Source organism: Marinobacter salsuginis, assembly GCF_009617755.1.
GTDB classification, from domain to species: Bacteria; Pseudomonadota; Gammaproteobacteria; order Pseudomonadales; family Oleiphilaceae; genus Marinobacter; species Marinobacter salsuginis.
This window is the reverse complement of record NZ_BGZH01000003.1, coordinates 408,767-431,260: the sequence shown is the minus strand read 5'-3', so window position 1 is coordinate 431,260 and position 22,494 is coordinate 408,767. Positions and strand designations below refer to the sequence as shown.

The 22,494-nt window shown below is 58.4% G+C and carries 17 protein-coding genes; 14 read left to right on the top strand and 3 right to left on the bottom strand.

The window, feature by feature from the left end:
* Nucleotides 1–4: 4 nt before the first annotated feature.
* The 5 genes from cysT (at nt 5) to GJU83_RS16065 (ending at nt 6,203) form a co-directional block, all read left to right on the top strand.
* The gene (cysT, locus tag GJU83_RS16085; protein ID WP_153634700.1) at nt 5–877 is read left to right on the top strand and encodes a sulfate/thiosulfate ABC transporter permease CysT; all 873 of its coding nucleotides are present in this window, start codon (nt 5–7) and stop codon (nt 875–877) included.
* A 3-nt stretch (nt 878–880) separates the two neighbouring features.
* Entirely contained in the window at nt 881–1,711 is an 831-nt protein-coding gene (gene cysW, locus GJU83_RS16080; protein WP_153634699.1) for a sulfate ABC transporter permease subunit CysW, read from the top strand.
* 9 nt (nt 1,712–1,720) lie between these two features.
* Nucleotides 1,721–2,812: a sulfate/molybdate ABC transporter ATP-binding protein gene (locus GJU83_RS16075; protein WP_153634698.1), complete on the top strand. Its 1,092-nt coding sequence runs from the start codon at nt 1,721–1,723 to the stop codon at nt 2,810–2,812.
* 132 nt (nt 2,813–2,944) lie between these two features.
* The gene (locus tag GJU83_RS16070; RefSeq protein WP_153634697.1) at nt 2,945–5,344 is read left to right on the top strand and encodes a Lon protease family protein; all 2,400 of its coding nucleotides are present in this window, start codon (nt 2,945–2,947) and stop codon (nt 5,342–5,344) included.
* Nucleotides 5,345–5,363: 19 nt separating this feature from the next.
* Complete coding sequence (locus tag GJU83_RS16065) at nt 5,364–6,203, top strand: universal stress protein (protein WP_228715197.1); 840 nt, start codon at nt 5,364–5,366, stop codon at nt 6,201–6,203.
* Between the two features lie 4 nt (nt 6,204–6,207).
* Here GJU83_RS16065 and ftsH read toward each other — a convergent pair whose 3' ends face one another.
* The 3 genes from ftsH to ggt are packed head-to-tail and all read right to left on the bottom strand — an operon-like array spanning nt 6,208 to nt 10,170.
* On the bottom strand, nt 6,208–8,121 hold the full coding sequence (gene ftsH, locus GJU83_RS16060; protein WP_153634696.1) for an ATP-dependent zinc metalloprotease FtsH: 1,914 nt from the start codon (nt 8,119–8,121) through the stop codon (nt 6,208–6,210).
* The gene (locus GJU83_RS16055; protein WP_069184601.1) at nt 8,118–8,366 is read right to left on the bottom strand and encodes a thiamine-binding protein; all 249 of its coding nucleotides are present in this window, start codon (nt 8,364–8,366) and stop codon (nt 8,118–8,120) included. The genes ftsH and GJU83_RS16055 overlap by 4 nt, the downstream gene beginning before the upstream one ends.
* Before the next feature lie 40 nt (nt 8,367–8,406).
* A complete protein-coding gene (ggt, locus tag GJU83_RS16050) occupies nt 8,407–10,170 on the bottom strand; it encodes a gamma-glutamyltransferase (RefSeq protein ID WP_153634695.1) in 1,764 nt (587 codons plus the stop codon).
* Between the two features lie 143 nt (nt 10,171–10,313).
* Between ggt and purU the strand changes: the two genes are divergently transcribed.
* The 9 genes from purU to GJU83_RS16005 all read left to right on the top strand — a co-directional run bounded on the left by purU (nt 10,314) and on the right by GJU83_RS16005 (nt 22,486).
* Nucleotides 10,314–11,168: a formyltetrahydrofolate deformylase gene (gene purU, locus GJU83_RS16045; RefSeq protein ID WP_069184603.1), complete on the top strand. Its 855-nt coding sequence runs from the start codon at nt 10,314–10,316 to the stop codon at nt 11,166–11,168.
* A 126-nt stretch (nt 11,169–11,294) separates the two neighbouring features.
* Nucleotides 11,295–13,916, top strand: coding sequence for a DNA gyrase subunit A (gyrA, locus tag GJU83_RS16040; RefSeq protein ID WP_069184604.1), 2,622 nt, complete (start codon nt 11,295–11,297; stop codon nt 13,914–13,916).
* Nucleotides 13,917–13,967: 51 nt separating this feature from the next.
* Nucleotides 13,968–15,050, top strand: coding sequence for a 3-phosphoserine/phosphohydroxythreonine transaminase (gene serC / locus GJU83_RS16035; RefSeq protein WP_153634694.1), 1,083 nt, complete (start codon nt 13,968–13,970; stop codon nt 15,048–15,050).
* Nucleotides 15,051–15,052: 2 nt separating this feature from the next.
* Nucleotides 15,053–16,150 carry a prephenate dehydratase gene (pheA, locus tag GJU83_RS16030; protein ID WP_069184606.1) on the top strand — a complete coding sequence of 366 codons (1,098 nt, stop codon included), beginning with the start codon at nt 15,053–15,055 and terminating at the stop codon, nt 16,148–16,150.
* Nucleotides 16,151–16,195: 45 nt separating this feature from the next.
* Entirely contained in the window at nt 16,196–17,320 is a 1,125-nt protein-coding gene (hisC, locus tag GJU83_RS16025) for a histidinol-phosphate transaminase (RefSeq protein ID WP_153634693.1), read from the top strand.
* Between the two features lies 1 nt (nt 17,321).
* Nucleotides 17,322–19,550 carry a bifunctional prephenate dehydrogenase/3-phosphoshikimate 1-carboxyvinyltransferase gene (locus GJU83_RS16020; RefSeq protein ID WP_153634692.1) on the top strand — a complete coding sequence of 743 codons (2,229 nt, stop codon included), beginning with the start codon at nt 17,322–17,324 and terminating at the stop codon, nt 19,548–19,550.
* Nucleotides 19,550–20,230 carry a (d)CMP kinase gene (gene cmk, locus GJU83_RS16015; RefSeq protein WP_136629720.1) on the top strand — a complete coding sequence of 227 codons (681 nt, stop codon included), beginning with the start codon at nt 19,550–19,552 and terminating at the stop codon, nt 20,228–20,230. Before GJU83_RS16020 ends, cmk begins: the two co-directional genes overlap by 1 nt.
* Nucleotides 20,231–20,360: 130 nt before the next feature.
* The gene (rpsA, locus tag GJU83_RS16010; RefSeq protein WP_014576794.1) at nt 20,361–22,055 is read left to right on the top strand and encodes a 30S ribosomal protein S1; all 1,695 of its coding nucleotides are present in this window, start codon (nt 20,361–20,363) and stop codon (nt 22,053–22,055) included.
* A gap of 134 nt (nt 22,056–22,189) precedes the next feature.
* Nucleotides 22,190–22,486, top strand: coding sequence for an integration host factor subunit beta (locus tag GJU83_RS16005; protein WP_008172061.1), 297 nt, complete (start codon nt 22,190–22,192; stop codon nt 22,484–22,486).
* Nucleotides 22,487–22,494: the final 8 nt, after the last annotated feature.

Genomic DNA, 22,494 nt, shown 5'->3' with positions numbered 1-22,494 from the left:
ATCCATGGCCACCACTGACGTTTCGGAGCGCCCTTCAAAGCGGCTGAGCGCTCCCGCCACCAAACGCGTTTTGCCGGGGTTCGGACTGAGCCTCGGCATTTCGCTTTTCTTTATCAGCCTGGTGCTGCTTCTGCCCATCAGCGGCCTGTTTATCCGTGCCGCCGGCATGGGGTGGGAGCAGTTCTGGTTTGTCATCACCGATCCCCGGGTGGTTGCGTCCTACAGGGTGACCGTCCTCGCGGCGCTGGCGGCCTCCCTTTTTAACTGCGTGTTCGGCCTGCTGATGGCCTGGGTGCTGGTGCGTTACGAGTTCCCGGGTAAGCGGCTGCTGGATGCTATCATGGATCTGCCATTTGCTCTGCCAACCGCAGTGGCCGGGATCACACTGGCGACCCTGTTTGCCGAAAGCGGTTGGTATGGGCAGTACCTGGCCGAGCTTGGAATTGAAGTCGCCTTTACGCCGGTTGGTATTGTGGTGGCCATGGCGTTTACCAGCGTGCCGTTCGTGGTGCGCACGGTTCAGCCGGTACTTGAGGAAATGGCACCGGAAGATGAAGAGGCGGCGATGAGCCTGGGTGCTTCGGACATGACGGTCTTTCGGAAGATCCTGTTTCCCACACTCTGGCCGGCTGTTGTAACCGGCGGTGCGCTTTCGTTTGCCCGAAGCCTGGGGGAATACGGTGCGGTCATCTTCATTGCCGGCAACTCGCCCTACATGAGTGAAGTGATCAGTCTGATGATCTTTGTTCGCCTGGAGGAGTACGATTTTCCGGCGGCCAGTGCCATTGCCGCGGTCGTGATGACGGTATCGCTGTTGCTGCTTCTGGCGATCAACGTCTGGCAAGGGCGCTACCTCAAGCGCCTGCACGGAGGTTAGGGTATGGCTGCGCGTAAACATCGTCGCGTGGGCGATAGCCCGCTGGTTCGTCGCATGCTGATCGGTTTGGCTGTTGCTTTGACCGTTCTGTTGCTGTTCATGCCCCTGGTGCTGATTTTTGTGCAGGCGTTTGCCGAGGGCTGGGCCGGTTACGTCAGCAATATTCTCAACGAGTACACGCTTCACGCCATCGGTCTGACGCTCGTGGTTGCGCTGCTCACCGTGCCGCTGAACATGGTATTCGGCGTTTTCCTTGCGTGGCTGGTGACCCGTTTCCGGTTCCCCGGGCGCAAGCTGCTGACCACACTGATTGATATTCCATTCGCTGTTTCCCCAGTAGTTGCCGGTCTACTTTTCCTTCTGCTTTATGGCAGCAATGGCTGGGTAGGCCAGTGGCTTGGTGAATACGACATTCAACTGATGTTCTCCTGGCCAGGCATCGTGATGGTTACGGTCTTCGTAACCTGCCCGTTTGTGGCAAGGGAACTGATTCCACTGATGCAGCAGCAGGGCCGGGAAGAGGAAGAGGCCGGTGTGGTACTGGGTGCCTCCGGCTGGCAGCTGTTCCGGCGGGTCACCCTTCCAAATATCCGCTGGGCGCTTCTTTACGGCGTTATCCTCACCAATGCCCGGGCAGTGGGCGAGTTTGGCGCCGTATCGGTGGTTTCCGGCAATATCCGGGGCGAAACCAATACGCTGCCGTTGCAGGTAGAGCTGCTTTACCAGGATTACAACACGGTGGGCGCGTTTGCAGCTTCGTCACTGCTTGCAGGTATCGCGCTGATCACTCTTGTCGTGAAGGCCATTGTTGAATGGCGTCAGAGTCGTAACTAAGGGTTTCCAATGAGTATCGAGATACAGGGTATCAACAAGTTTTTCGACAAGTTTCAGGCCCTGCATGATATCAATCTGACCATTCCGGACGGCCAGCTCACGGCATTGCTGGGTCCCTCCGGCTCGGGCAAGACTACGCTACTGCGGATCATTGCCGGCCTGGAAACCCCCGAGGCGGGCAGAATTCGGTTCAGTGGCAGGGATGTGACCGACCTGCACGTGCGGGACCGGCGCGTGGGGTTCGTGTTCCAGCATTATGCGTTGTTCCGCCACATGACAGTGGCCGAGAACGTGGCCTTTGGCCTTAACGTGCTTCCGCGCAAGGAGCGCCCGGGCAAACCGGAGATCCGCAAGCGGGTGAAAGACCTGCTGGAGATGGTGCAGCTGGAACATCTGGCGGGCCGTTACCCGGCGCAACTCTCCGGTGGCCAGAAGCAGCGTATTGCGTTGGCCCGGGCCATGGCCATGCGGCCGGAGATTCTCTTGCTGGATGAGCCCTTTGGCGCGCTTGATGCCAAGGTGCGGAAAGACCTGCGCCGCTGGCTGCGAAGTCTGCACGACGAGCTGCACTTCACCAGTGTGTTCGTGACCCACGATCAGGAAGAAGCGCTGGAACTCTCCGATCAGGTGGTGGTGATGAGCAATGGCCGGATAGAGCAGGTTGATACGCCCCTGGAGCTTTACGGTCGTCCGGACAGCCGGTTCGTGTTCGAATTTCTGGGCCAGGTGAATGTGCTTTCCGGCAAGATCCGCGAGGGCGTCATGAGCCAGGGCGACGCCTGGATTCGCTTACCTGAAGGCTGCGAAAACGACGACGCCCAGCTCTATCTTCGGCCCCACGAAGTTCGCCTGACCCAGTCCGCCAGTGACCAGGCCCATCTGCCGTTCCGTATCGAGGCCATCAACCTGATCGGTGCCGAAGTGCGGATCGAACTCAAGCCCGATGGTTGGGAGTGTGACGAGTTGTGGGAGGTTGGCATCAGCCATACCGAGTTCAACGCCCGCCAACCCCAGCGCGGTGATCGCTGCTTTGCGGTGCCGGATGTCGGCCACCTGTTCTGTGAGCATTCGCCCGAGCCCAAGACCCTCGAGTGGCGTTAGTGCCCCGATGGCTGGAGCAGGGCGCCGGCCATAATCTATAGTTTCCTGATGAGGGGGCGCCGCCCCCCCGGATGACTCGTCCGACATCATCGGCGTATTCCACACCCGGGTGGAAACCATCAGGAGGATGTAATGCCATTACCCGCCCCGTTAACCGGAGACCAGGTCTATCACGCTTGTCCAGAGGAAAAACTGGATTTCCTGACCACCGATGACCTGCAAGACCTGGATCAACCCTACGGTCAGGACCGGGTTCTGCGAGCACTGGAATTCGGCGCGGGTATCCGGGCTGAGGGTTTCAACCTGTTTGTCCTCGGGCCCGCCGGGGCAGGGAAGCATGAACTTGTTGAGCGCTTTCTTTCCCGGCACGCAGCCAGGCAACCGGTTCCTCCGGATTGGTGCCATGTCTATAACTTCCGCTTTTCAGATCGGCCGGGTGCGATCCAGTTGCCAGCGGGGCAGGGACAGCAATTCAAGAAAGACATGAGTGATCTGGCTGAGGAGCTTCGCACGGCCATTCCGGCGGCCTTTGAGAGCGAGGAGTACCAGGCCCGCTTACAGGAGCTGCAGGAAGAGATGGCCAAGCGCCAGCACCAGGGGCTGTTCGAGATCCAGGAAGAGGCCAACCGCAACAACATTGCCATGATCACCACACCAGCCGGTTTTACCTTTGCCCCCATGCGCAAAGGTGAGGTGATCGATCCCGAGGAATACAAGAAATTCTCCGATGAAGAAAAGCAACTGGTTGAATCCAAGGTTGAGGAACTGCAGAAAAAGCTGCAGCAGACCATCCAGCAGATTCCCAGGATGCGGAAAGAAGTGCGTGAGCGGGTCCATGCCCTGAATGAAGAGATGGTACAGCTGACTCTCGGCGGCCCGATCGGGGAACTGAGGGAAAAGTGGTCACATCTCCCGGAGGTTGTCGATTACCTGGACGCGGTCCGAGAAGACGTGGTGGAGCATGCCGAATCCTTTCAGGACAGTGATAACGGGCCACCGGCAGGGCTGCTGGCGCGGTACAAGGTCAATTTGCTGGTGGATAACGCCGAAACCGTCGGCGCGCCGGTTATCTACGAGGATCTGCCCAATCATCAGCACCTGGCCGGGCAGATTGAACATCGGGCCCGTCAGGGCAACCTTTATACCGACTTCACGCTGATTCGCGGTGGTTCCATGCACCGCGCCAACGGCGGCTATCTGATCATCGATGCCCGGCGGGTGCTGACTCAGCCCATGGCCTGGGAAAGCCTGAAGCGGATTCTGTCATCCGGTGAAATCCGCATCGAGTCCCTGGAGCGGCTCTATGGATTGGTAAGTACCGTCAGTCTGCAGCCGGAGCCGATTCCCGTGTCGGTCAAAGTGGTTTTGCTTGGGGACCGGATGCTGTACTACCTGTTGTCCCATTACGATCCGGATTTCCTGGACCTCTTCAAGGTTGAGGCGGATTTTGAGGATGATCTTGATCGTAACGATGACTGCTACAAACTCTACGCCCGGATGATCGCCACCATGGCCCGGGCCCTGAAAATGCGGCCGCTGGAGCGAGGTGCCGTAGCCAGGCTGATTGAGCATGCAAGCCGGCTGGCGGCGGACCAACGCAAACTGACCGCCCACGATCGCGTGCTCCGGGACATACTCAGTGAGGCTGACCATTGGGCCAGCCAGGCGGGCGCCGATACCGTCGAGGCCAGCCATCTGCAGCAGGCTATTGATGAGCGGGAATACCGGGCCAGCCGGGTTCGGGAAAGAAGCCGGGAGCAAATCAGCCGGGGTGTGGTGATAATTGCCACTTCGGGAGAAGAAGTGGCTCAGGTGAATGGCCTATCGGTACTCAGGCTGGGCGCGTCGATGTTCGGACAGCCCACCCGGATTACCGCTACGGCCCGGCCGGGCAAGGGGCAGGTGGTGGATATTGAGCGGGAGGCAAAACTGGGTGGCCCGATTCACAGCAAGGCCGTGATGATACTGTCCCGGTTCCTGGCAAGCCGGTATGCCGGTGATGGTGAGCTGTCGCTGTCGGCGAGCCTGGCTTTCGAGCAATCCTACGGTGGTGTTGAGGGCGATTCCGCTTCGGTGGCAGAAACCTGTGTACTGCTTTCAGCCATTTCCCGGGTGCCAATCAGGCAGTCCTTCGCCGTAACAGGATCCATGAACCAGCATGGTGAAGTTCAGGCGGTGGGTGGCGTGAATGAGAAGATCGAAGGCTTTTTCGATGTCTGCAGGGAAGCAGGTGGGGTTGGGGGCCAAGGCGTTCTGCTGCCGGCAAGCAATGTTGAGCACTTGATGCTCAGGGCCGATGTCAGGCAGGCGATTGCCGAGGACCGATTCCGGATCTATCCGATCTCCCATATCAACGAAGCCATTGAGCTTTTGACCGGCCTGGAGGCCGGGGAGCTGGACAGTAATGGCGAGTTTCCAGCTAACAGCTTCAATCGCCGGGTCGCCGAGCGCCTCGAGAAATTTGCGGAGGCCAGCAAAAAGCGGGATAGCAATGGAGATGCAAACAACGGCGGAGGTAAGGACAGTGACTGACACACCTGGAGCTCGGGCTGTGAGCAGTGATGAAGCCGGCCGTGTGCTTGTACTGCTGGATGGCTCGAGAATGAGCTATGCGGCGTTGAAGGCTGCGGCAGAGATTGCAGGGTCCACCGGTGCTGAAGTGCTTGGCGTGTTTGTTGAGGAACTGAACCTGTTGCGAAGTGCGGGGTATGGGTTTGCTCGAGAGGTGGGGGCTTCGTCTGGCGTCAGCCGCCCCTTTGATCCGGCCGGCGTTGAGCAGCGAATGCAAAGGCTGGCCAGCCAGGCTCGGCGCGCTTTGGCTGGCGCTGTAGCGCCATATGGCGGCAAGCACACGCTCAGCATTGCCCGTGGCCATGTAATTGATGAAGTGCTGGCTCTGGCTGGGCCCCGGGATCTTCTGGTGCTTGGCCGAGTTGGTTGGTCCTCGGCGCCGGGGGCGCGCCTGGGGTCAACGGCCAAGGGGCTAGTTCGTCGTTCGCCGGGCAGGGTTCTGCTCTGGTGCGAACATCGCGTTTTGCCGCAGGGCCGGGTAGTGGTTTTTCTGAATGATCACAGGGAGGCCAATAGCCGCGCGGTTCAGGCAGCAGCTGAGGCTATTCGGTATTCCCATCGGCCGGTAACGATGTTGCTGGGGGCGGGACCGGATATTCCACCCGAGGAGCGGCAACGCATACTTCTGGAGCTGGGTATTCCAGAGCGGGACCTTCGTGTACGGTCGCTGCCATCAACGGACCCAGTTACCGTAGCCGGTATTCTGCGCGAGGAGAAAGCAGTTCAGCTGGTGCTTAGCCGTGATTGTTCTTTGCTTCAGGAACCTGGCGCGGAGCGGTTGCTGGTGGCACTGAACCTTCCGGTGACTGTGACTCCCTGAATCCTCAAGCAATCTTGCGAGCGTCTTCCTTGCGCAGGATATCCTCGACGTCTTCGGCAGAGAGGGTTTCGTGCTTCAATACGGCCGCGGCGAGGGCTTCCAGCTGGTTTCGGTGCTCGGTCAGGAAGTCCAGGGTAGCCCTCTCCTGCGCCAGTAGTTGGGACTGGATTTCCTCATCGATCATCTCGGCCATCTTTTCACTGAATTCCCTGGGCATGCCCATCTCCCGGCCAAGGAACACATGCTCTTCGCCAATGCTTAAGCCGAGGGGGCCGATTTTTTCACTCATACCCCACTGGCCGACCATTTTGCGTACCAGAGCGGTGGCTTCCTTCAGGTCGTTCTGGGCCCCGGTGCTGACTTCACCATAAATCAGCTTTTCCGAACAGCGGCCACCAAGCATCACCTTGATGCGATCCTTGAGGTAACTCTCGTTGTAGGTGTAGTGGTCTTCCCGAGGCGTTTGTTCGGTCACCCCCATGGCCATGCCGTGAGGGATGATCGTTAATTTGGTGAGTGGGTCGGCGTTGGGCATGTAATAGGCCATGATGGCGTGGCCGCACTCGTGGTAGGCAACCGCCTCCCGTTCCTTCGGCGTGAGCTTGGTGTCCCGTTCTTCGCCGAGAATGATTCTGTCCCTTGCCAGCTCAAAGCAATGGGCGTTCACCTCGTGCAGGTTTTCCCGGGCTGCCGTCAGCGCGGCTTCATTCACCAGGTTTTTCAGGTCCGCCCCGGAGAAACCGATCGTGCGCGCAGCCAGTTGTTCCAGATCGACATCGTTTGCCAAGGGTACCTTGCGCACATGAACCTTCAGGATGGCCGCGCGGGCCTCCTTATGGGGGCGATCCAGGGTGATCTTGCGATCAAAACGCCCCGGGCGGAGCAGGGCGCTGTCGAGCACGTCCGGCCGGTTGGTGGCAGCCAGTACCAGAACATTCTCGTGGGCCTCGAACCCGTCCATTTCCGTGAGGATCTGGTTCAGGGTCTGCTCTCTTTCATCATGACCACCACCCAGGCCCGCGCCCCGTGATCGGCCAATGGCATCGAGTTCGTCGATGAAAATCAGCGCCGGCGCGTCTTTCCGGGCTTCCTTGAACATGTCCCGAACCCGCGCGGCGCCAACACCCACGAACATCTCGATGAATTCCGAGGCGCTGATGCTGTAGAAGGGCACTTCGGCTTCGCCGGCGATGGCCCGGGCCAGCAGTGTCTTGCCGGTGCCGGGCGGGCCGACCAGAAGCACGCCCTTGGGCATGACAGCACCCAGTGCCCGGTATTTTTCGGGAGATTTCAGGAAATCGATGATCTCGGCAATTTCCCGCTTGGCGGATTCAATGCCGGCGACATCATCGAGTGTTGCCGTCGAGGTTTCCTTCCGGGCCCGTCTTGCCTTGGAACGGCTGAAATCAAATGGCCCACCACCCTGGGTCATCCGCTTCTGGGCGGCGCCCCAGAACCAGAACATCAGGGCCAACAGAAGGATCCAGGGCAGGAATCCGCGGATCATTTCCTGCCACCAGGGTAGGCCGGAGGGGGTGGCCCGGATTACAACTTCGTGCTCTTCCAGCAGGTTGAGCAGGGCGGGGTCTTCCATGGGCGGGCGGATGGTCTGGAACCCCGGGGTGCTGGTCCGTGCGGGGCTGTCAGAGCTGAAGTCTGCAGCACCGCTGTCGGTAAACAGACCGGTGATGGATTCCTCTTTCAGAGTGACTTCCGCCACCTGATTGTTCATCACAGCGGTCTTGAATTCGGAATAGGCCAGGTCCTGAAGCCGGGGTTGTCCGCCGTCCTGAAGCCAGAGCACCATCAGGAAGATGGCGGCACTGAGCCACAGGAACGCAAACTGGTTCGGGATTGCCGGCTGTTGGTTCTGGTCCGGCTTCTGTTGCTGGTTGTCTGGCCCACCCGGTGCTGTCATCTCGGTCTCCGGTCGCCCTCCATGATCTTAGCCACGAAGACGGATTTTCCGTAGGTCTCGAATGACCATTTCATGGTATCCGAGAGCACGCCCATTACCTCATCATAGTCGCCGAAAATCTCGGTGCTCATTCGCCCCGGGTAGACTTCCAGTCCGGTCTGCTCCAGGCGCGCGATCAGGTCTTTGATTGGCTGCTTGTACTCCTCTTTCAGGGGATAGCAGCTCAGCTGTACAGAAAGATACATAAAGCCTCCTTTCAGGTTAGTGACCCTGGTCAATTGCCCGCTAATAGCCCATGGCCGACGAAGTGCTCCTCCTCGGGTCCGCGCCACCATTGAGAACACCGTCTTCGTCAATCAGGATGCTCTGGATGGCGCCCATAGCTGATCCGCCTACCACCTTATGCCCGCGTTCCTCCAGCAGTCGAATGGTGTCCGGGCTGATGCCCTGTTCGATCCGGATTTCATCCGGCAGCCACTGGTGATGCATGCGGGGTGCGCTCACGGCGGTCTGAACGTTCATGCCATGATCAATCACATTGAGGATCACCTGCAAGGTGGTGGTAATGATCCGGGAGCCCCCGGGGCTGCCGGTAACCAGAACGTTCTTGCCATCCTTTTTCACGATGGTGGGCGACATGGAGCTCAGCATGCGCTTGCCGGGCTCAACCTTGTTGGCTTCGCCGCCGATCAGACCATAAGCGTTGGGTACACCGGGCTTGGCACTGAAGTCGTCCATTTCGTTGTTAAGCAGGAATCCGGCGCCTTCCACCGTAATGCCGGATCCGTAACTGAAATTGATGGTGTAGGTGTTTGATACCGCGTTGCCCCATTTATCCACCACGGAAAAATGGGTGGTTTCAGGACTTTCCCAGACAGCCGGCTGGCCGGGATTGATGTCGCTGGCTGGTCGTGCCCTGTCCGGATTAATGTCTTTGCGGAGTTCGTCTGCGTAGCCTTTGCTGGTTAACCCCTCCAGCGGCACCTCCACATAATCGGTGTCGCCCAGGTATTTTGAACGGTCGGCGTAGGCCAGTTTCATGGCTTCGGCCATGTGATGAATGGCATCCGCGGAGTTATGGCCAAACTCGGCCATCGGGAAGCCTTCCAGAATATTCAGGATCTGGACGATGTGGGTGCCACCGGAGGAGGGCGGCGACATGGAGAAAATATCGTACCCGCGATAGTTGCCGTAAACCGGCTCTCGGACTACCGGACGATAGTCTTTGAGGTCCTGGCGCGTGATGAGTCCGCCATTTCGTTCCATCTCGCCGGCAATCAGATCGGCGGTTTCGCCTTCGTAAAAGCCTTTCACGCCATTGCCGGCAATGCGCTGGAGTGTTGCCGCCAGTTCTGGCTGTCGAAAACGTTCGCCGGGCTGCCAGGCGCTGCCGTCTTCCTTATAAAAGGTGTCACGGGTGGCGGGCCATCGCTCGAGTCTCTCCCGGGCCTGCTCCAGACCTTCAGTAAAACGCTGGGGCACCACGAAACCCTCTTGGGCAAGCTTGATCGCCGGCGCCAGTGCCTGCTTGAGGGTAATGGTGCCGTGGCGCTCCAGCGCCAGTGCCAGGCCGGCAACCGTTCCTGGAACCCCTGCGGCCAGGTGGGTAAAACGGCTGCGGTTCTTGACCACCTCGCCGGATTCGTCCTGGAACATGGTTTCTGTGGCGGCAGCGGGCGCTTTTTCCCGATAATCAATGGCTTCCGGATCTGAGCCGTCGCCCTTGGAAATCAGCATGAAACCGCCACCGCCAATGTTGCCGGAACGAGGCTGGGTGACCGCCAGTGCGAAACCGGCGGTAACGGCTGCATCGATTGCATTCCCGCCGTTTTTCAGCACTTCCAGAGCCACCTCGGTGGCCAGTGTATGACTGGTGGCAACCATGCCCTGGGTTGCGGTAACCGGGTGAAACCGTTCACCCTCGAGAATGGCCTGTCCGAAGGCCGGCGTGGTGGTAATTAAAAAGGCCAGGGCGGCCGCAATCGAAAGGCGGCCTGAGCGCCCCGTGGAGACGTTTTTGATTGTGCGTTGGTAGAGGCCTCTGTCCATATCTCCATTCCTCGTTTCTGGCGTTCAGATAGGCTATGATAGCCGGTCATTTTCATAGGTGCGTACCGTTAACCTGCCGTTAATGTCGGCGGTGATTCCCCGACGTACCTGCTTTCCCGGATTTCAGTTAAGGAAAGGCTTTCATGGAGCATACCTATCGTCTTGTGATTTCCTGCCCCGACCGGGTGGGAATTGTCGCCAAGGTGAGTAATTTTCTGTCTACATACAATGGCTGGATTACCGAGGCGAGTCACCATTCCGACACGCAAACCGGCTGGTTTTTCATGCGGCACGAGATCAAGGCCACCTCGATACCGTTTGGTCTTGACCAGTTCCGGGCGGCGTTCGAGCCGATTGCCCGCGAATTCAACATGAACTGGCACATCGCCGATTCGGCCCAGCCGAAGAAAGTGATCCTGATGTGCAGCAAGGAATCCCACTGTGTGGCGGATCTTTTGCACCGCTGGCACAGCAAGGAGATCAACGCCGAGATAGTGGCGGTCATCTCCAACCATGACGACCTGCGCCGGATGGTGGAGTGGCACGAGATTCCGTATCACCACGTACCGGTCAGCAAGGAAAACAAGGCAGATGCCTTCGCCCATATTGATGAGCTGTTCCAGAAATACGAAGCCGATGTGGTGGTGCTGGCGCGCTACATGCAGATCCTTCCCGGCGAGCTCTGTGAGAAATACTCCGGCAAGGTGATCAACATCCATCACAGCTTCCTGCCGTCCTTCGCCGGTGCTCGCCCTTATCATCAGGCCTACAGTCGCGGTGTTAAGCTGATTGGTGCCACCTGCCACTACGTGACCCAGGATCTCGACGAGGGCCCGATCATCGAGCAGGACGTTATCCGGATCACCCACAGTGACTCCATCGAGGATATGGTCCGCCTTGGTAAGGATGTCGAGAAGAACGTGCTGGCCAGGGGTCTGCGTTCTCACATCGAGGATCGGGTGATCACCTACGAAAACAAGACAGTGGTGTTTGATTAAGGCTGCCTCACAGTTGCCCCGGAGAGGGTGCGACTGTGGTAGACTTGGCGGCTTGTTGAAGAATAACTATGGGGCCCGGAAACGGCCCTGACACGACTTCCAGATAACGCAAAGGAACCTTTCTCGATGGGTGAGTTAGCCAAAGAGATCCTGCCGGTCAATATTGAAGACGAGTTAAAACAGTCCTACCTCGATTACGCCATGAGCGTGATCGTCGGGCGGGCGCTTCCGGATGTGAGGGATGGCCTCAAGCCGGTTCACCGCCGTGTCCTGTTCGCCATGTCCGAACTGAACAACGACTGGAACAAGGCCTACAAGAAGTCCGCCCGTGTGGTGGGTGATGTTATCGGTAAATACCACCCCCACGGTGACTCTGCGGTATACGACACCATCGTTCGTATGGCCCAGCCATTCTCCCTGCGGTATCCGTTGGTGGATGGCCAGGGTAACTTCGGTTCCATCGACGGCGATAACGCGGCCGCCATGCGTTACACCGAGATCCGCATGGAGAAGATTGCCCACTCCTTGCTGGCGGATCTGGACAAGGAAACCGTCGATTTCGTTGATAACTACGACGGCACCGAGCGGATTCCCGAGGTTCTGCCTACCCGGGTTCCCAACCTGCTGGTGAACGGTTCCTCCGGTATCGCCGTTGGCATGGCCACCAATATTCCGCCGCACAATCTCACGGAAGTCGTGAATGGCTGTCTGGCGCTGATTGATAACCCGGATCTGACCATCGATGAATTGATGGAATACATCCCGGGCCCGGATTTCCCGACCCAGGGCATTATCAATGGCCGTGCCGGCATTGTTGAGGCCTACCGTACGGGCCGTGGCCGCATTTACATCCGCGCCCGTCACGAGATCGAGCACGACAACAAGACCAACCGCGATGCCATCATCATCACCGAGCTGCCGTATCAGCTGAACAAGGCCCGCCTGATCGAGAAGATCGCCGAGCTGGTGAAAGAGAAGCGTCTTGAAGGTATCTCCGAGCTGCGGGATGAGTCCAACAAGGAAGGTATCCGGGTGGTGATCGAGCTGCGTCGGGGTGAGAACCCGGATGTTGTGGTCAACAACCTGTTTGCCCAGACCCAGCTTGAGACCGTGTTCGGCATCAACATGGTTGGCCTGATCAATGGTGAGCCGAAGACCCTGAACCTGAAGCAGTTGCTGGATGCGTTCGTTCGTCACCGTCGTGAAGTGGTGACCCGCCGGACCATTTACGAACTGCGCAAGGCCCGTGAGCGCGGCCATATTCTGGAAGGCCTGACCGTTGCCCTGGCCAACATCGACGAGATTATCGAGCTGATCAAGGCCTCGCCGTCTGCCGCCGAAGCCAAGGAAAAGCTGGTTGCCAAGGGCTGGTCCCCGGGCGATGTGATGGCCATGCTGGAGCGTGCCGGCCAGGACGCCTGCCGTCCGGATGACCTGCCGGAAATCTATGGCCTGCGTGAGGGGCTGTATCATCTTTCTCCGGAACAGGCCCAGGCGATTCTGGATCTGCGTCTGCACCGTCTGACCGGCCTCGAGACCGAGAAGCTGCAGAACGAGTACAAGGAAATTCTCGAGAAGATCGCGGATCTGCTCGATATTCTGGGCGACCCCGAGCGCCTGCTCCAGGTCATCCGGGAAGAGCTGGAAGCGATCGTCAGCGAATTTGGTGACGAGCGTCGTACCGAAATCACCAGCTCCCGTCGCGACCTGACCATCGCCGACCTGATTGATGAAGAAGATCTGGTGGTGACCATTTCCCACAGCGGTTACGCCAAGACCCAGGCCGTTGAAGACTATCAGGCCCAGCGCCGTGGCGGTCGCGGCAAGGCAGCCACCTCCATGAAGGACGAAGATTTCGTCGAGAAGCTGCTGGTGGCCAACTCCCACGATACGATTCTGTGTTTCTCCAACCGTGGCAAGGTTTACTGGCTGCGGGTGTTCGAGATTCCACGCGCCAGCCGGGCATCTCGCGGTCGGCCCATGGTGAATATCCTGCCGCTGGAGGAAGGTGAGCGTATCACCACATTCCTGCCGGTTCGTGATTATCCGGAAGACCAGTTCGTCCTGATGGCCACCTCTGCCGGTGTGGTCAAGAAGACGCCGCTGCCGAACTTCTCGCGTCCGCGCAGCACCGGTCTGATTGCCCTGTCCCTGGACGAAGGCGATACCCTGATCGGCGCGGCCATTACCAAAGGTGATGCCGAAGTCATGCTGTTCTCGACTGCCGGCAAGGCGGTGCGCTTTAACGAGGAAGCCGTTCGCCCGATGAGCCGGACCGCCCGTGGTGTTCGCGGTATCAAGATGCCCGAAGGTCACCATGTGGTGTCGCTGATTATTCCGCAGGAGGGCGGGGTTATCCTGACCGCCTCGGAAAACGGCTACGGCAAGCGGACCGCCATTGACGAGTTCCCGACCTACAGCCGGGGCAGTCAGGGCGTTATTGCGATGCAGTGCTCCGAGCGTAACGGTAACCTGGTAACGGCCCTGCAGCTGTTTGAAGGCGACGAGATGATGCTCATCTCTGACAAGGGCACGCTGGTTCGTACCCGGACAGACGAAGTGTCGGTTCTGAGCCGGAATACCCAGGGTGTTCGCCTGATCAAGCTGAGCCAGGAAGACGAGCGCCTGGTGGGCGTTGAGCGGATCGCGGAAACCGACGACGAAGAGCTCGACAGCGAAGGCAATCCGATTGTTGCCGACGAGAGCCCGCAAGAAGGTGACGAAGGTGAGAGTGCCGGCGAAGAATAAGCCGGCACTTGCCACAGACAGATTCAGTAAGACGTGAGAGAAAGCAGCAACATGAGCAGGGCGTATAACTTTTGTGCAGGTCCGGCCACCTTGCCGGAAAGCGTGCTTCGTCAGGCGCGGGATGAAATGCTCGACTGGCGTGGTACCGGCATGTCGGTGATGGAAATGAGCCATCGCAGCGACGAGTTTGTCCAGATTGCCGAGACTGCTGAACAAGATCTGCGTGAACTGGCCGGCGTGTCTGACGACTACGCCGTTCTGTTCATGCAGGGCGGGGCGTCCAGCCAGTTTTCCACCATTCCCCTGAATCTGCTGGGCGAAAAAGGCTCCGCTGACTACGTGAACACCGGCATCTGGTCCAAAAAGGCCATTGCCGAGGCCAGTCGCTATGGCAACGTGAACGTAGTGGCGAGTTCGGAAGACAGTGGCTTTACCACGATTCCGGACCAGTCATCCTGGCAGATCAGTACTGACGCGGCGTACCTGCACTACACGCCGAATGAAACCATCGGCGGTCTGGAATTCGATTTTGTTCCGGACAGCCCGGCGGTTCCGTTGGTGGCGGACATGTCTTCCACGATGCTTTCGCGCCCGGTGGATGTGTCGAAATTCGGTCTGATCTATGCCGGCGCCCAGAAGAATATCGGTCCCTCGGGTCTGGTGGTGGTAATTATTCGCAAGGATCTCCTGGGCAGGGCCCGCAAGGAGACACCGACCATGATGAACTACCAGGTGATCGCGGATAACGGTTCCATGTACAACACCCCGGCCACTTACTCATGGTACCTGGCCGGCCTGGTATTCAAGTGGCTGAAAGAGCAGGGCGGTGTGAAGGCGATGGGTGAGATCAACCTGCGCAAAGCCCGAAAGCTCTATGACTTTATCGATACCAATGAGTTTTACGCCAACCCGATTGACCCGCGCTTCCGGTCCTGGATGAACGTTCCATTCACCCTGGCTGATGACGCCCTGAATGGTGAGTTCCTCAAGGGAGCGAATGCCCGTGGCCTGTTGAACCTGGCCGGACATCGCTCGGTTGGCGGTATGCGTGCGAGCATCTATAACGCGATGCCCGAAGCCGGTGTCGATGCGCTGATTAACTACATGACCGAATTTGCGAAGGAGCGTGGCTGATCATGAGTGACGAGCAGGTTCGGCTCGGAGAGCTGCGGGACGAGATCGATCAGATTGATCAGAAGATCATGGAGCTTATCAGTGCCAGGGCCGCCTGTGCCCAGGAAGTAGCCCATGTGAAGATGACCGCTAATCCGGGACAGGACGTCTTTTTCTACCGCCCGGAGCGGGAAGCCCAGGTACTTCGGCGCATCAAGGAGCAGAATCCGGGGCCGCTTTCCGGTGAGGAAATGGCGCGTCTGTTCCGGGAAATCATGTCCGCCTGTCTGGCGCTTGAAAAGCCCATGCACATTGCCTTCCTGGGGCCCATTGGCACCTTTACCCAGGCGGCAGCGCTCAAGCATTTCGGTCACTCGGTGGTCAGCGTGCCACTGCCGGCTATCGACGCGGTGTTCCGGGAGGTTGAATCGGGAGCTGCGCATTACGGTGTGGTACCGGTCGAAAACTCCACCGAGGGAATGATCAACCATACCCTGGATATGTTCATGTCCTCGCCGCTCAAGATCTGCGGTGAGGTTCAACTGCGGATCCACCATCATCTACTGGTGTCTCCGAAGCACGGCGACCAGGAAATCACCCGGATTTATTCCCATCAACAGTCCTTTGCCCAGTGCCGGCAGTGGCTGGATACCCATCGCTACGGTATTGAGCGGGTTACCGTTTCCAGTAATGCGGAAGCCGCCCGGCGTGCCGCCGAGGAGCCGGGAACAGCAGCCATTGCCGGAGATATGGCGGCCGAGCTCTATGGTCTGCAAAAGCTGGCAAACAGCATCGAGGATCGACCGGACAATACCACCCGATTCCTGATTATTGGGCGTGAGGAGGTGCCGGCCAGCGGTCACGACAAGTCGTCCATTCTGGTGTCCATGCGCAACAAGCCGGGGGCGCTGTATCAACTCCTTGAACCGTTCCATCGCCACGGCCTCAGCCTCACCAGGATAGAAACGCGGCCGTCGCCGAGCGGTACCTGGGCCTATGTGTTCTATATCGATTTCGAGGGACACATGGAAGACGAGCAGGTCCGTAAGGTGCTGGCGGAAGTGGATGAAGAGGCGGTTGAGCTCAAGCGTCTGGGCTCCTACCCGATTGGCGTGCTTTGAGTAGTTGCAACAGCCTTTTTGAGCAAAGAATGTCGAGGACAATGTATGGCGATTGATTACCAGAGTCTGGCGGTTCGCGGCGTGCAGGCGCTCTCACCCTACCAGCCTGGCAAGCCGATCGAAGAGCTGGCAAGGGAACTGGGTCTCAACCCGGCGGAAATCATCAAGCTTGCCAGCAATGAGAACCCGCTCGGGCCCAGCGAGAAAGCCCTTGAGGCGGCGCGGCAGGCGTTGTCGGAACTTTGTCTGTACCCCGACGGTAACGGATTCAACCTGAAACAGGCGTTGTCGAAGCGTCTCAACGTTGGAATGGATCAGATTACCCTTGGCAACGGCTCGAACGACGTTCTCGAAGTGATCACCCGCTGTTTCGCGGATGCTGATTCCGAAGTTGTTTTCTCCCAGTACGCATTCGCCGTTTATCCTCTGGTGACCCAGGCTATCGACGCCAAGGGCGTTTCTGTGCCTGCCCGGGAATGGGGGCACGACCTGGATGCGATGGCCGAGGCGGTCACCGATCGTACTCGCCTCGTGTTTGTCGCTAACCCAAACAACCCCACGGGTACGGTTCACACAGCGGAAGCCATTGAGTCGTTCCTGAAAAAGATTCCCGAGAACGTACTTGTGGTCCTGGATGAGGCCTACTGCGAATACCTGACGGGTGATCAATACCCGGATGGCGTCGAACTGTTGGACCGCTTCCCGAATCTCATCGTTTGCCGCACGTTTTCCAAGGCCTGGGGGTTGGCCGCACTCAGGGTGGGGTACAGCATCTCTTCACCGGCCATTGCCGACATTCTCAATCGGGTGCGCCAGCCGTTTAACGTGGATACCGTTGCCCTGTCCGCAGCCACGGCTGTGCTTGAAGACGAGGAATATCTCCAGCGTTCCCGCGATGTGAATACAGCCGGTCTGCGTCAGTTGCAGGACGCATTCGACCGGATGGGACTCAGCTACATACCGTCGGCCGGGAATTTCGTGGCCGTGGAAGTGGGAGAGCAGGCCATGGGCGTGTACCAGTCTCTGCTCGCTCACGGCGTGATTGTCCGGCCCATCGCGGGCTATGGCATGCCCCGGCATCTGCGGGTGTCTGTCGGCCTTCCGGAAGAGAACGAGCGCTTTATCGAGGCGCTGGCCCAGGCCCTGACCGCATCGGGGCTAAGCGACTGATATGGTGTCTTCCGAGCCTTTGTTCAAGCGGGTCGCGGTGATTGGTCTGGGGCTGATTGGTGGCTCCCTGGCCAGTGCTATCCGTCGCAACGGGCTGGCCGACACGGTCGTTGGCGCGGACCAGCGTCATGAGGAACTGCAGCTTGGCAAAGAGCTGGCCGTGATCGATCAGGCGGCCACGGCGGTGTCTGATGCCGTGCGGGGTGCCGATCTGGTTGTGCTGGCTGTACCAGTCAGGGCAACCCGTGCGGTTCTTGAGCAGATTCGTCCCGCATTGGAACCGGACGCCATACTGACCGACGTGGGTAGCACGAAGTCCAGCTTCGTGAATGATGTTGAGGCTGTGTTCGGCAGTCTTACGCCCCGGGTCATTCCCGGCCATCCGATTGCTGGCTCCGAGAAAAGTGGCATTCGGGCGGCGAACCCCGAGTTGTTTGCCAACCACAAGGTGATTCTTACTCCGCCTGAAGACGTCAGTCAGCCGCATCTTGCCCGGCTCAGGGCCTTATGGGAGGGCTGCGGGGCCACGGTGCTGACCATGTCGGTGGCGTATCACGACGAGGTGCTGGCAGCCACCAGCCACCTGCCGCACCTTATCGCTTTCTCCCTGGTGGATACCCTGGCGGGAGAAGACGAAAATATGGATATCTTCCGGTACGCCGCTGGAGGCTTCAGGGACTTTACCCGGATTGCCGCCAGCGATCCGGTGATGTGGCACGATATCTTTCTGTCGAACCGCGATGCGGTTCTTCGCGTGATTGACCACTTTACCCACGACCTCGAACAACTGCGCACTGCCATTGCCAATCAGGACAGCGCCACGTTGTTGCGGGTTTTCAGTCGCGCCAAGGCGGCGCGTGAACATTTTTCGAAGATGCTCTCAGGACAGGCTTACGTGACAAACAACAGTGAAAAGCAGGTGACGTTCCGTCTTCAGCCCGGTGGCGCGATTACCGGTGATATCCGGGTTCCGGGCGACAAGTCGATGTCGCACCGTTCGATCATGCTGGGCGCCCTCGCGGATGGCGTAACCGAAGTGAAAGGATTTCTGGAAGGCGAGGACAGCCTGGCCACGCTTCAGGCGTTCCGCGACATGGGCGTGACCATCGAAGGCCCGGACGACGGTTTCGTACGAATTCACGGCGTTGGCATGCACGGCCTCCAGGGCCCAAGGGGTCCGCTGTATCTGGGTAACTCGGGAACCGCCATGCGGCTGTTTGCCGGCTTGCTGGCAGCCCAGCCCTTTGATTCCGAGCTGACCGGGGATGCGAGCCTCTCTGGCCGCCCGATGGGGCGCGTTGCCGATCCGCTCAGGGCCATGGGTGCGGTGATCGATACCGCAGAGGGTGGTCGCCCGCCGCTGAAAATCCGTGGCGGCCAGACGTTGCAGGGAATCCACTACGAAATGCCAGTAGCCAGTGCCCAGGTGAAGTCATGTCTCCTGCTGGCCGGTCTTTATGCCGAGGGCAGTACATCGGTCACCGAGCCTGCTCCCACGCGCGATCACACCGAGCGCATGCTGGCGGGCTTTGGCTACCACGTTCACCGGGACGGTGCGACGGCCAGCGTCAGTGGTGGCGGTAAACTGACGGCAACCAACATTGATGTGCCTGCCGATATTTCTTCATCGGCGTTTTTCCTGGTAGCGGCGAGCATCGCTCCGGGCTCTGATCTGGTCCTGCGGCATGTTGGCATGAATCCGACCCGGGTCGGTGTGATCAACATCCTGAATCAGATGGGTGCCAACATCGAGATTCTGGACGAGCGCGAAATCGGTGGCGAGCCGGTTGCTGACCTGCGGGTCCGCTCAGCGGAGCTGCAGGGAATCGATATTCCGGAAGATCAGGTGCCCCTGGCCATTGACGAATTCCCGGTGCTGTTCATTGCCGCCACCTGCGCCAAAGGGCGCACGGTTCTGCGGGGCGCGGAGGAGCTTCGGGTCAAGGAAAGCGACCGCATTCAGGTAATGGCCGATGGCCTGGCTGCCCTGGGTGTGGAAACCACCGTAACCCCGGATGGCATCATCATTGATGGCGGGCAGACCATCGGTGGCGGTACCGTGAACAGCCACGGAGACCACCGTATTGCCATGTCTTTCGCAGTGGCATCGCTGCGCGCCGCGGGAGAGATCACAGTCACTGATTGTGCGAATGTGGCTACCTCTTTCCCGGGATTTGTGGAACTTGCGCAGGGAACGGGGATCAATATCTCAGCCGAGGGGGCTGAATAATGGTTGAAAGCAGTGCGCCGGTGATCACTGTTGATGGTCCTGGAGGTTCGGGTAAAGGCACGATCACCCAGATGCTGGCCCGAAAGCTTGGCTGGCACTTGCTTGACAGTGGTGCCTTGTACCGGCTGACGGCCCTGGCGGCGGTACGTCAGGGTGTGTCTCTGGATGACGAGGCTGGCTTGGTAAAGGTCGCCGCTGGACTCGATGTGTCGTTTGAGCCCACGCCTGCAGGCGAGCCGGTCAAGGTTATTCTGGCAGGGCAGGATGTGACCGCAGATATACGTACAGAATCGGCTGGCGATAATGCCTCGAAGGTGGCCGTGATTCAGTCGGTCCGGGACGCTCTTTTGCAGCGCCAGCGCGACTTCCGGCAAACGCCAGGCCTGGTGGCTGATGGTCGCGACATGGGGACGGTGGTGTTTCCGGATGCCCCGGTAAAAATCTTCCTGACGGCAAGCGCCGAGGAGAGGGCCCAGCGGCGCTATAGCCAGTTGAAGGACGCGGGTGTCGATGTTAATATTGACGCCCTTTTAGAGGAGATACGGGTTCGTGATGAACGGGATATGAACCGTTCCGCAGCCCCTCTCAAGCCCGCAGATGATGCGCAAGTCATTGATTCTACGGGGTTGAGTATAGAAGAGGTGTTGGACAGGTGTATGGCCGCAGCTGGTCAGGCCTGACTACACCTTTTTGTCGTTGAAATGCCGGATGTAGCGCTATCTGCCAGCCACAGGCTTAGTCCGGAACTTGTTAACAGACCGTGTTGCTGGTGGCACGGAGTACACTTGCGTTTATCATATAGGACTCATAATGAGCGAGAGCTTTGCGGATCTTTTTGAAGAAAGCCTGAAAGAAATTGACATGCAGCCAGGTTCCATCGTCCAGGGAACCGTTGTAGACGTCGATAACGACTGGGTCACCGTTAACGCCGGACTGAAGTCTGAAGGCGTTATCCCCGCCTCCCAGTTCCTTAACGAAAAAGGCGAGTTGGAAATTGCTATCGGCGACGTTGTCGATGTAGCTCTCGACGCTGTGGAAGACGGCTTCGGTGAGACCCGTCTGTCCCGTGAAAAGGCCAAGCGTGCAGAAGCCTGGAAGGTACTCGAGAAGTCCTTCGAAGCTGAGGAAGTGGTTAAAGGTATTATCAACGGTAAGGTCAAGGGTGGTTTCACCGTCGATCTGGCCGGTATTCGTGCCTTCCTGCCTGGCTCGCTGGTAGACGTTCGCCCGGTTCGCGATACCGCGCACCTGGAGAACAAAGAACTCGAATTCAAGGTTATCAAGCTCGACCAGAAGCGTAACAACGTGGTTGTTTCCCGCCGAGCCGTTCTGGAAGCTGAGAACAGTGCCGAGCGTGAAGCTCTGCTGGAAACCCTGACCGAGGGTATGGAAATCAAGGGTATCGTCAAGAACCTGACTGACTACGGCGCGTTCGTAGACCTGGGTGGTGTTGACGGCCTGCTGCACATTACCGATATGGCCTGGAAGCGCATCAAGCATCCGAGCGAAATCGTGAATGTTGGCGACGAAATCAGCGTCAAGGTCCTGAAGTTCGACCGTGAGCGTAACCGTGTTTCCCTCGGCCTCAAGCAGCTGGGCGAAGATCCCTGGGTTGATATCAAGGGTCGTTACCCGGAAGGTTCCAAGGTCAAGGCACGCGTTACCAACCTGACCGACTACGGCTGCTTTGCTGAGCTGGAAGAGGGTGTTGAAGGTCTGGTTCACGTTTCCGAAATGGATTGGACCAACAAGAACATCCATCCGTCCAAGGTTGTCCAGGTAGGCGACGAAGTGGACGTGATGATTCTGGACATCGACGAAGAGCGTCGTCGTATCTCCCTGGGTATCAAGCAGTGTGTATCCAACCCGTGGGAAGATTTCTCCAGCAACTTCAACAAGGGCGATCGCATCTCCGGTAAGATCAAGTCAATCACTGACTTCGGTATCTTTATCGGTCTGGATGGCGGCATCGACGGTCTGGTTCACCTGTCTGATATCAGCTGGAACGAGACTGGCGAAGAAGCGGTTCGTGAATACAAGAAGGGTGACGAAGTTGAAACCGTTATCCTGTCTGTTGATCCGGAGCGTGAGCGTATCTCCCTGGGTATCAAGCAGCTCGAGAGCGATCCGTTCGCCGAGTTCGTACAGCTGAACGACAAGGGCTCCATCGTTAAGGGCACCGTGTCTGCAGTAGATGCCAAGGCTGCTACCATCGCCCTGAACGACGAAGTTGAAGCGGTACTGAAGGCCTCTGAAATCAGCCGTGACCGTGTTGAAGACGCACGCAACGCGCTGAAAGAAGGCGAAGAAGTTGAAGCGAAGATCATCAGCATCGATCGCAAAAACCGCATCATCAACCTGTCTGTGAAGTCCAAAGACGTTGAGGACGACAAGCAGGCCCTGGAAAATGTGCGGACCAAGACTGCCGAAACTTCTTCTGGTGCGACCACCATCGGTGATCTCATCAAGGAGCAGATGCAGCAGCAAAACGCCAACAAGGACTAATCGTCCGGTTGGTATGAAAAAAACGGGCTCTAAGAGCCCGTTTTTTTTGTGTTTTTTTCTGGTTTGGCTAAACTAGGTAGTCATGGGAATCCGGTAACCGACGGCCGAATAAAAACGAAAGAGGGAAACGCCTCATGACGAAGTCCGAACTGGTCGAGCTGATTGCTTCGAAGCAGACACAACTCTCCGTTAAAGATGTCGAACTGGCTGTAAAAACCATCATTGAGCACATGTCCCAGTCGCTTGCCGATGGTCAGAGAATAGAAATCCGGGGATTTGGCAGTTTTTCCCTTCACCACCGGGCCGCGCGTACCGGGCGCAATCCGAAAACCGGTGAGGCCGTCCAGCTGCCAGCCAAGTATGTACCGCACTTCAAACCCGGTAAGGAATTGAGAGAGCAGGTCAACGACAGCTTGAAGAAAGGCTTTTAACAGCTGCT

Excerpts from the sequence above, each read along its gene's own strand:
- cysT (WP_153634700.1), top strand. The coding sequence starts at position 5 with ATGGCCACCACTGACGTTTCGGAGCGCCCTTCAAAGCGGCTGAGCGCT.
- cysW (WP_153634699.1), top strand. The coding sequence starts at position 881 with ATGGCTGCGCGTAAACATCGTCGCGTGGGCGATAGCCCGCTGGTTCGT.
- GJU83_RS16075 (WP_153634698.1), top strand. The coding sequence starts at position 1,721 with ATGAGTATCGAGATACAGGGTATCAACAAGTTTTTCGACAAGTTTCAG.
- GJU83_RS16070 (WP_153634697.1), top strand. The coding sequence starts at position 2,945 with ATGCCATTACCCGCCCCGTTAACCGGAGACCAGGTCTATCACGCTTGT.
- ftsH (WP_153634696.1), bottom strand. The coding sequence starts at position 8,121 with ATGACAGCACCGGGTGGGCCAGACAACCAGCAACAGAAGCCGGACCAG.
- GJU83_RS16055 (WP_069184601.1), bottom strand. The coding sequence starts at position 8,366 with ATGTATCTTTCTGTACAGCTGAGCTGCTATCCCCTGAAAGAGGAGTAC.
- ggt (WP_153634695.1), bottom strand. The coding sequence starts at position 10,170 with ATGGACAGAGGCCTCTACCAACGCACAATCAAAAACGTCTCCACGGGG.
- purU (WP_069184603.1), top strand. The coding sequence starts at position 10,314 with ATGGAGCATACCTATCGTCTTGTGATTTCCTGCCCCGACCGGGTGGGA.
- gyrA (WP_069184604.1), top strand. The coding sequence starts at position 11,295 with ATGGGTGAGTTAGCCAAAGAGATCCTGCCGGTCAATATTGAAGACGAG.
- serC (WP_153634694.1), top strand. The coding sequence starts at position 13,968 with ATGAGCAGGGCGTATAACTTTTGTGCAGGTCCGGCCACCTTGCCGGAA.
- pheA (WP_069184606.1), top strand. The coding sequence starts at position 15,053 with ATGAGTGACGAGCAGGTTCGGCTCGGAGAGCTGCGGGACGAGATCGAT.
- hisC (WP_153634693.1), top strand. The coding sequence starts at position 16,196 with ATGGCGATTGATTACCAGAGTCTGGCGGTTCGCGGCGTGCAGGCGCTC.
- GJU83_RS16020 (WP_153634692.1), top strand. The coding sequence starts at position 17,322 with ATGGTGTCTTCCGAGCCTTTGTTCAAGCGGGTCGCGGTGATTGGTCTG.
- cmk (WP_136629720.1), top strand. The coding sequence starts at position 19,550 with ATGGTTGAAAGCAGTGCGCCGGTGATCACTGTTGATGGTCCTGGAGGT.
- rpsA (WP_014576794.1), top strand. The coding sequence starts at position 20,361 with ATGAGCGAGAGCTTTGCGGATCTTTTTGAAGAAAGCCTGAAAGAAATT.
- GJU83_RS16005 (WP_008172061.1), top strand. The coding sequence starts at position 22,190 with ATGACGAAGTCCGAACTGGTCGAGCTGATTGCTTCGAAGCAGACACAA.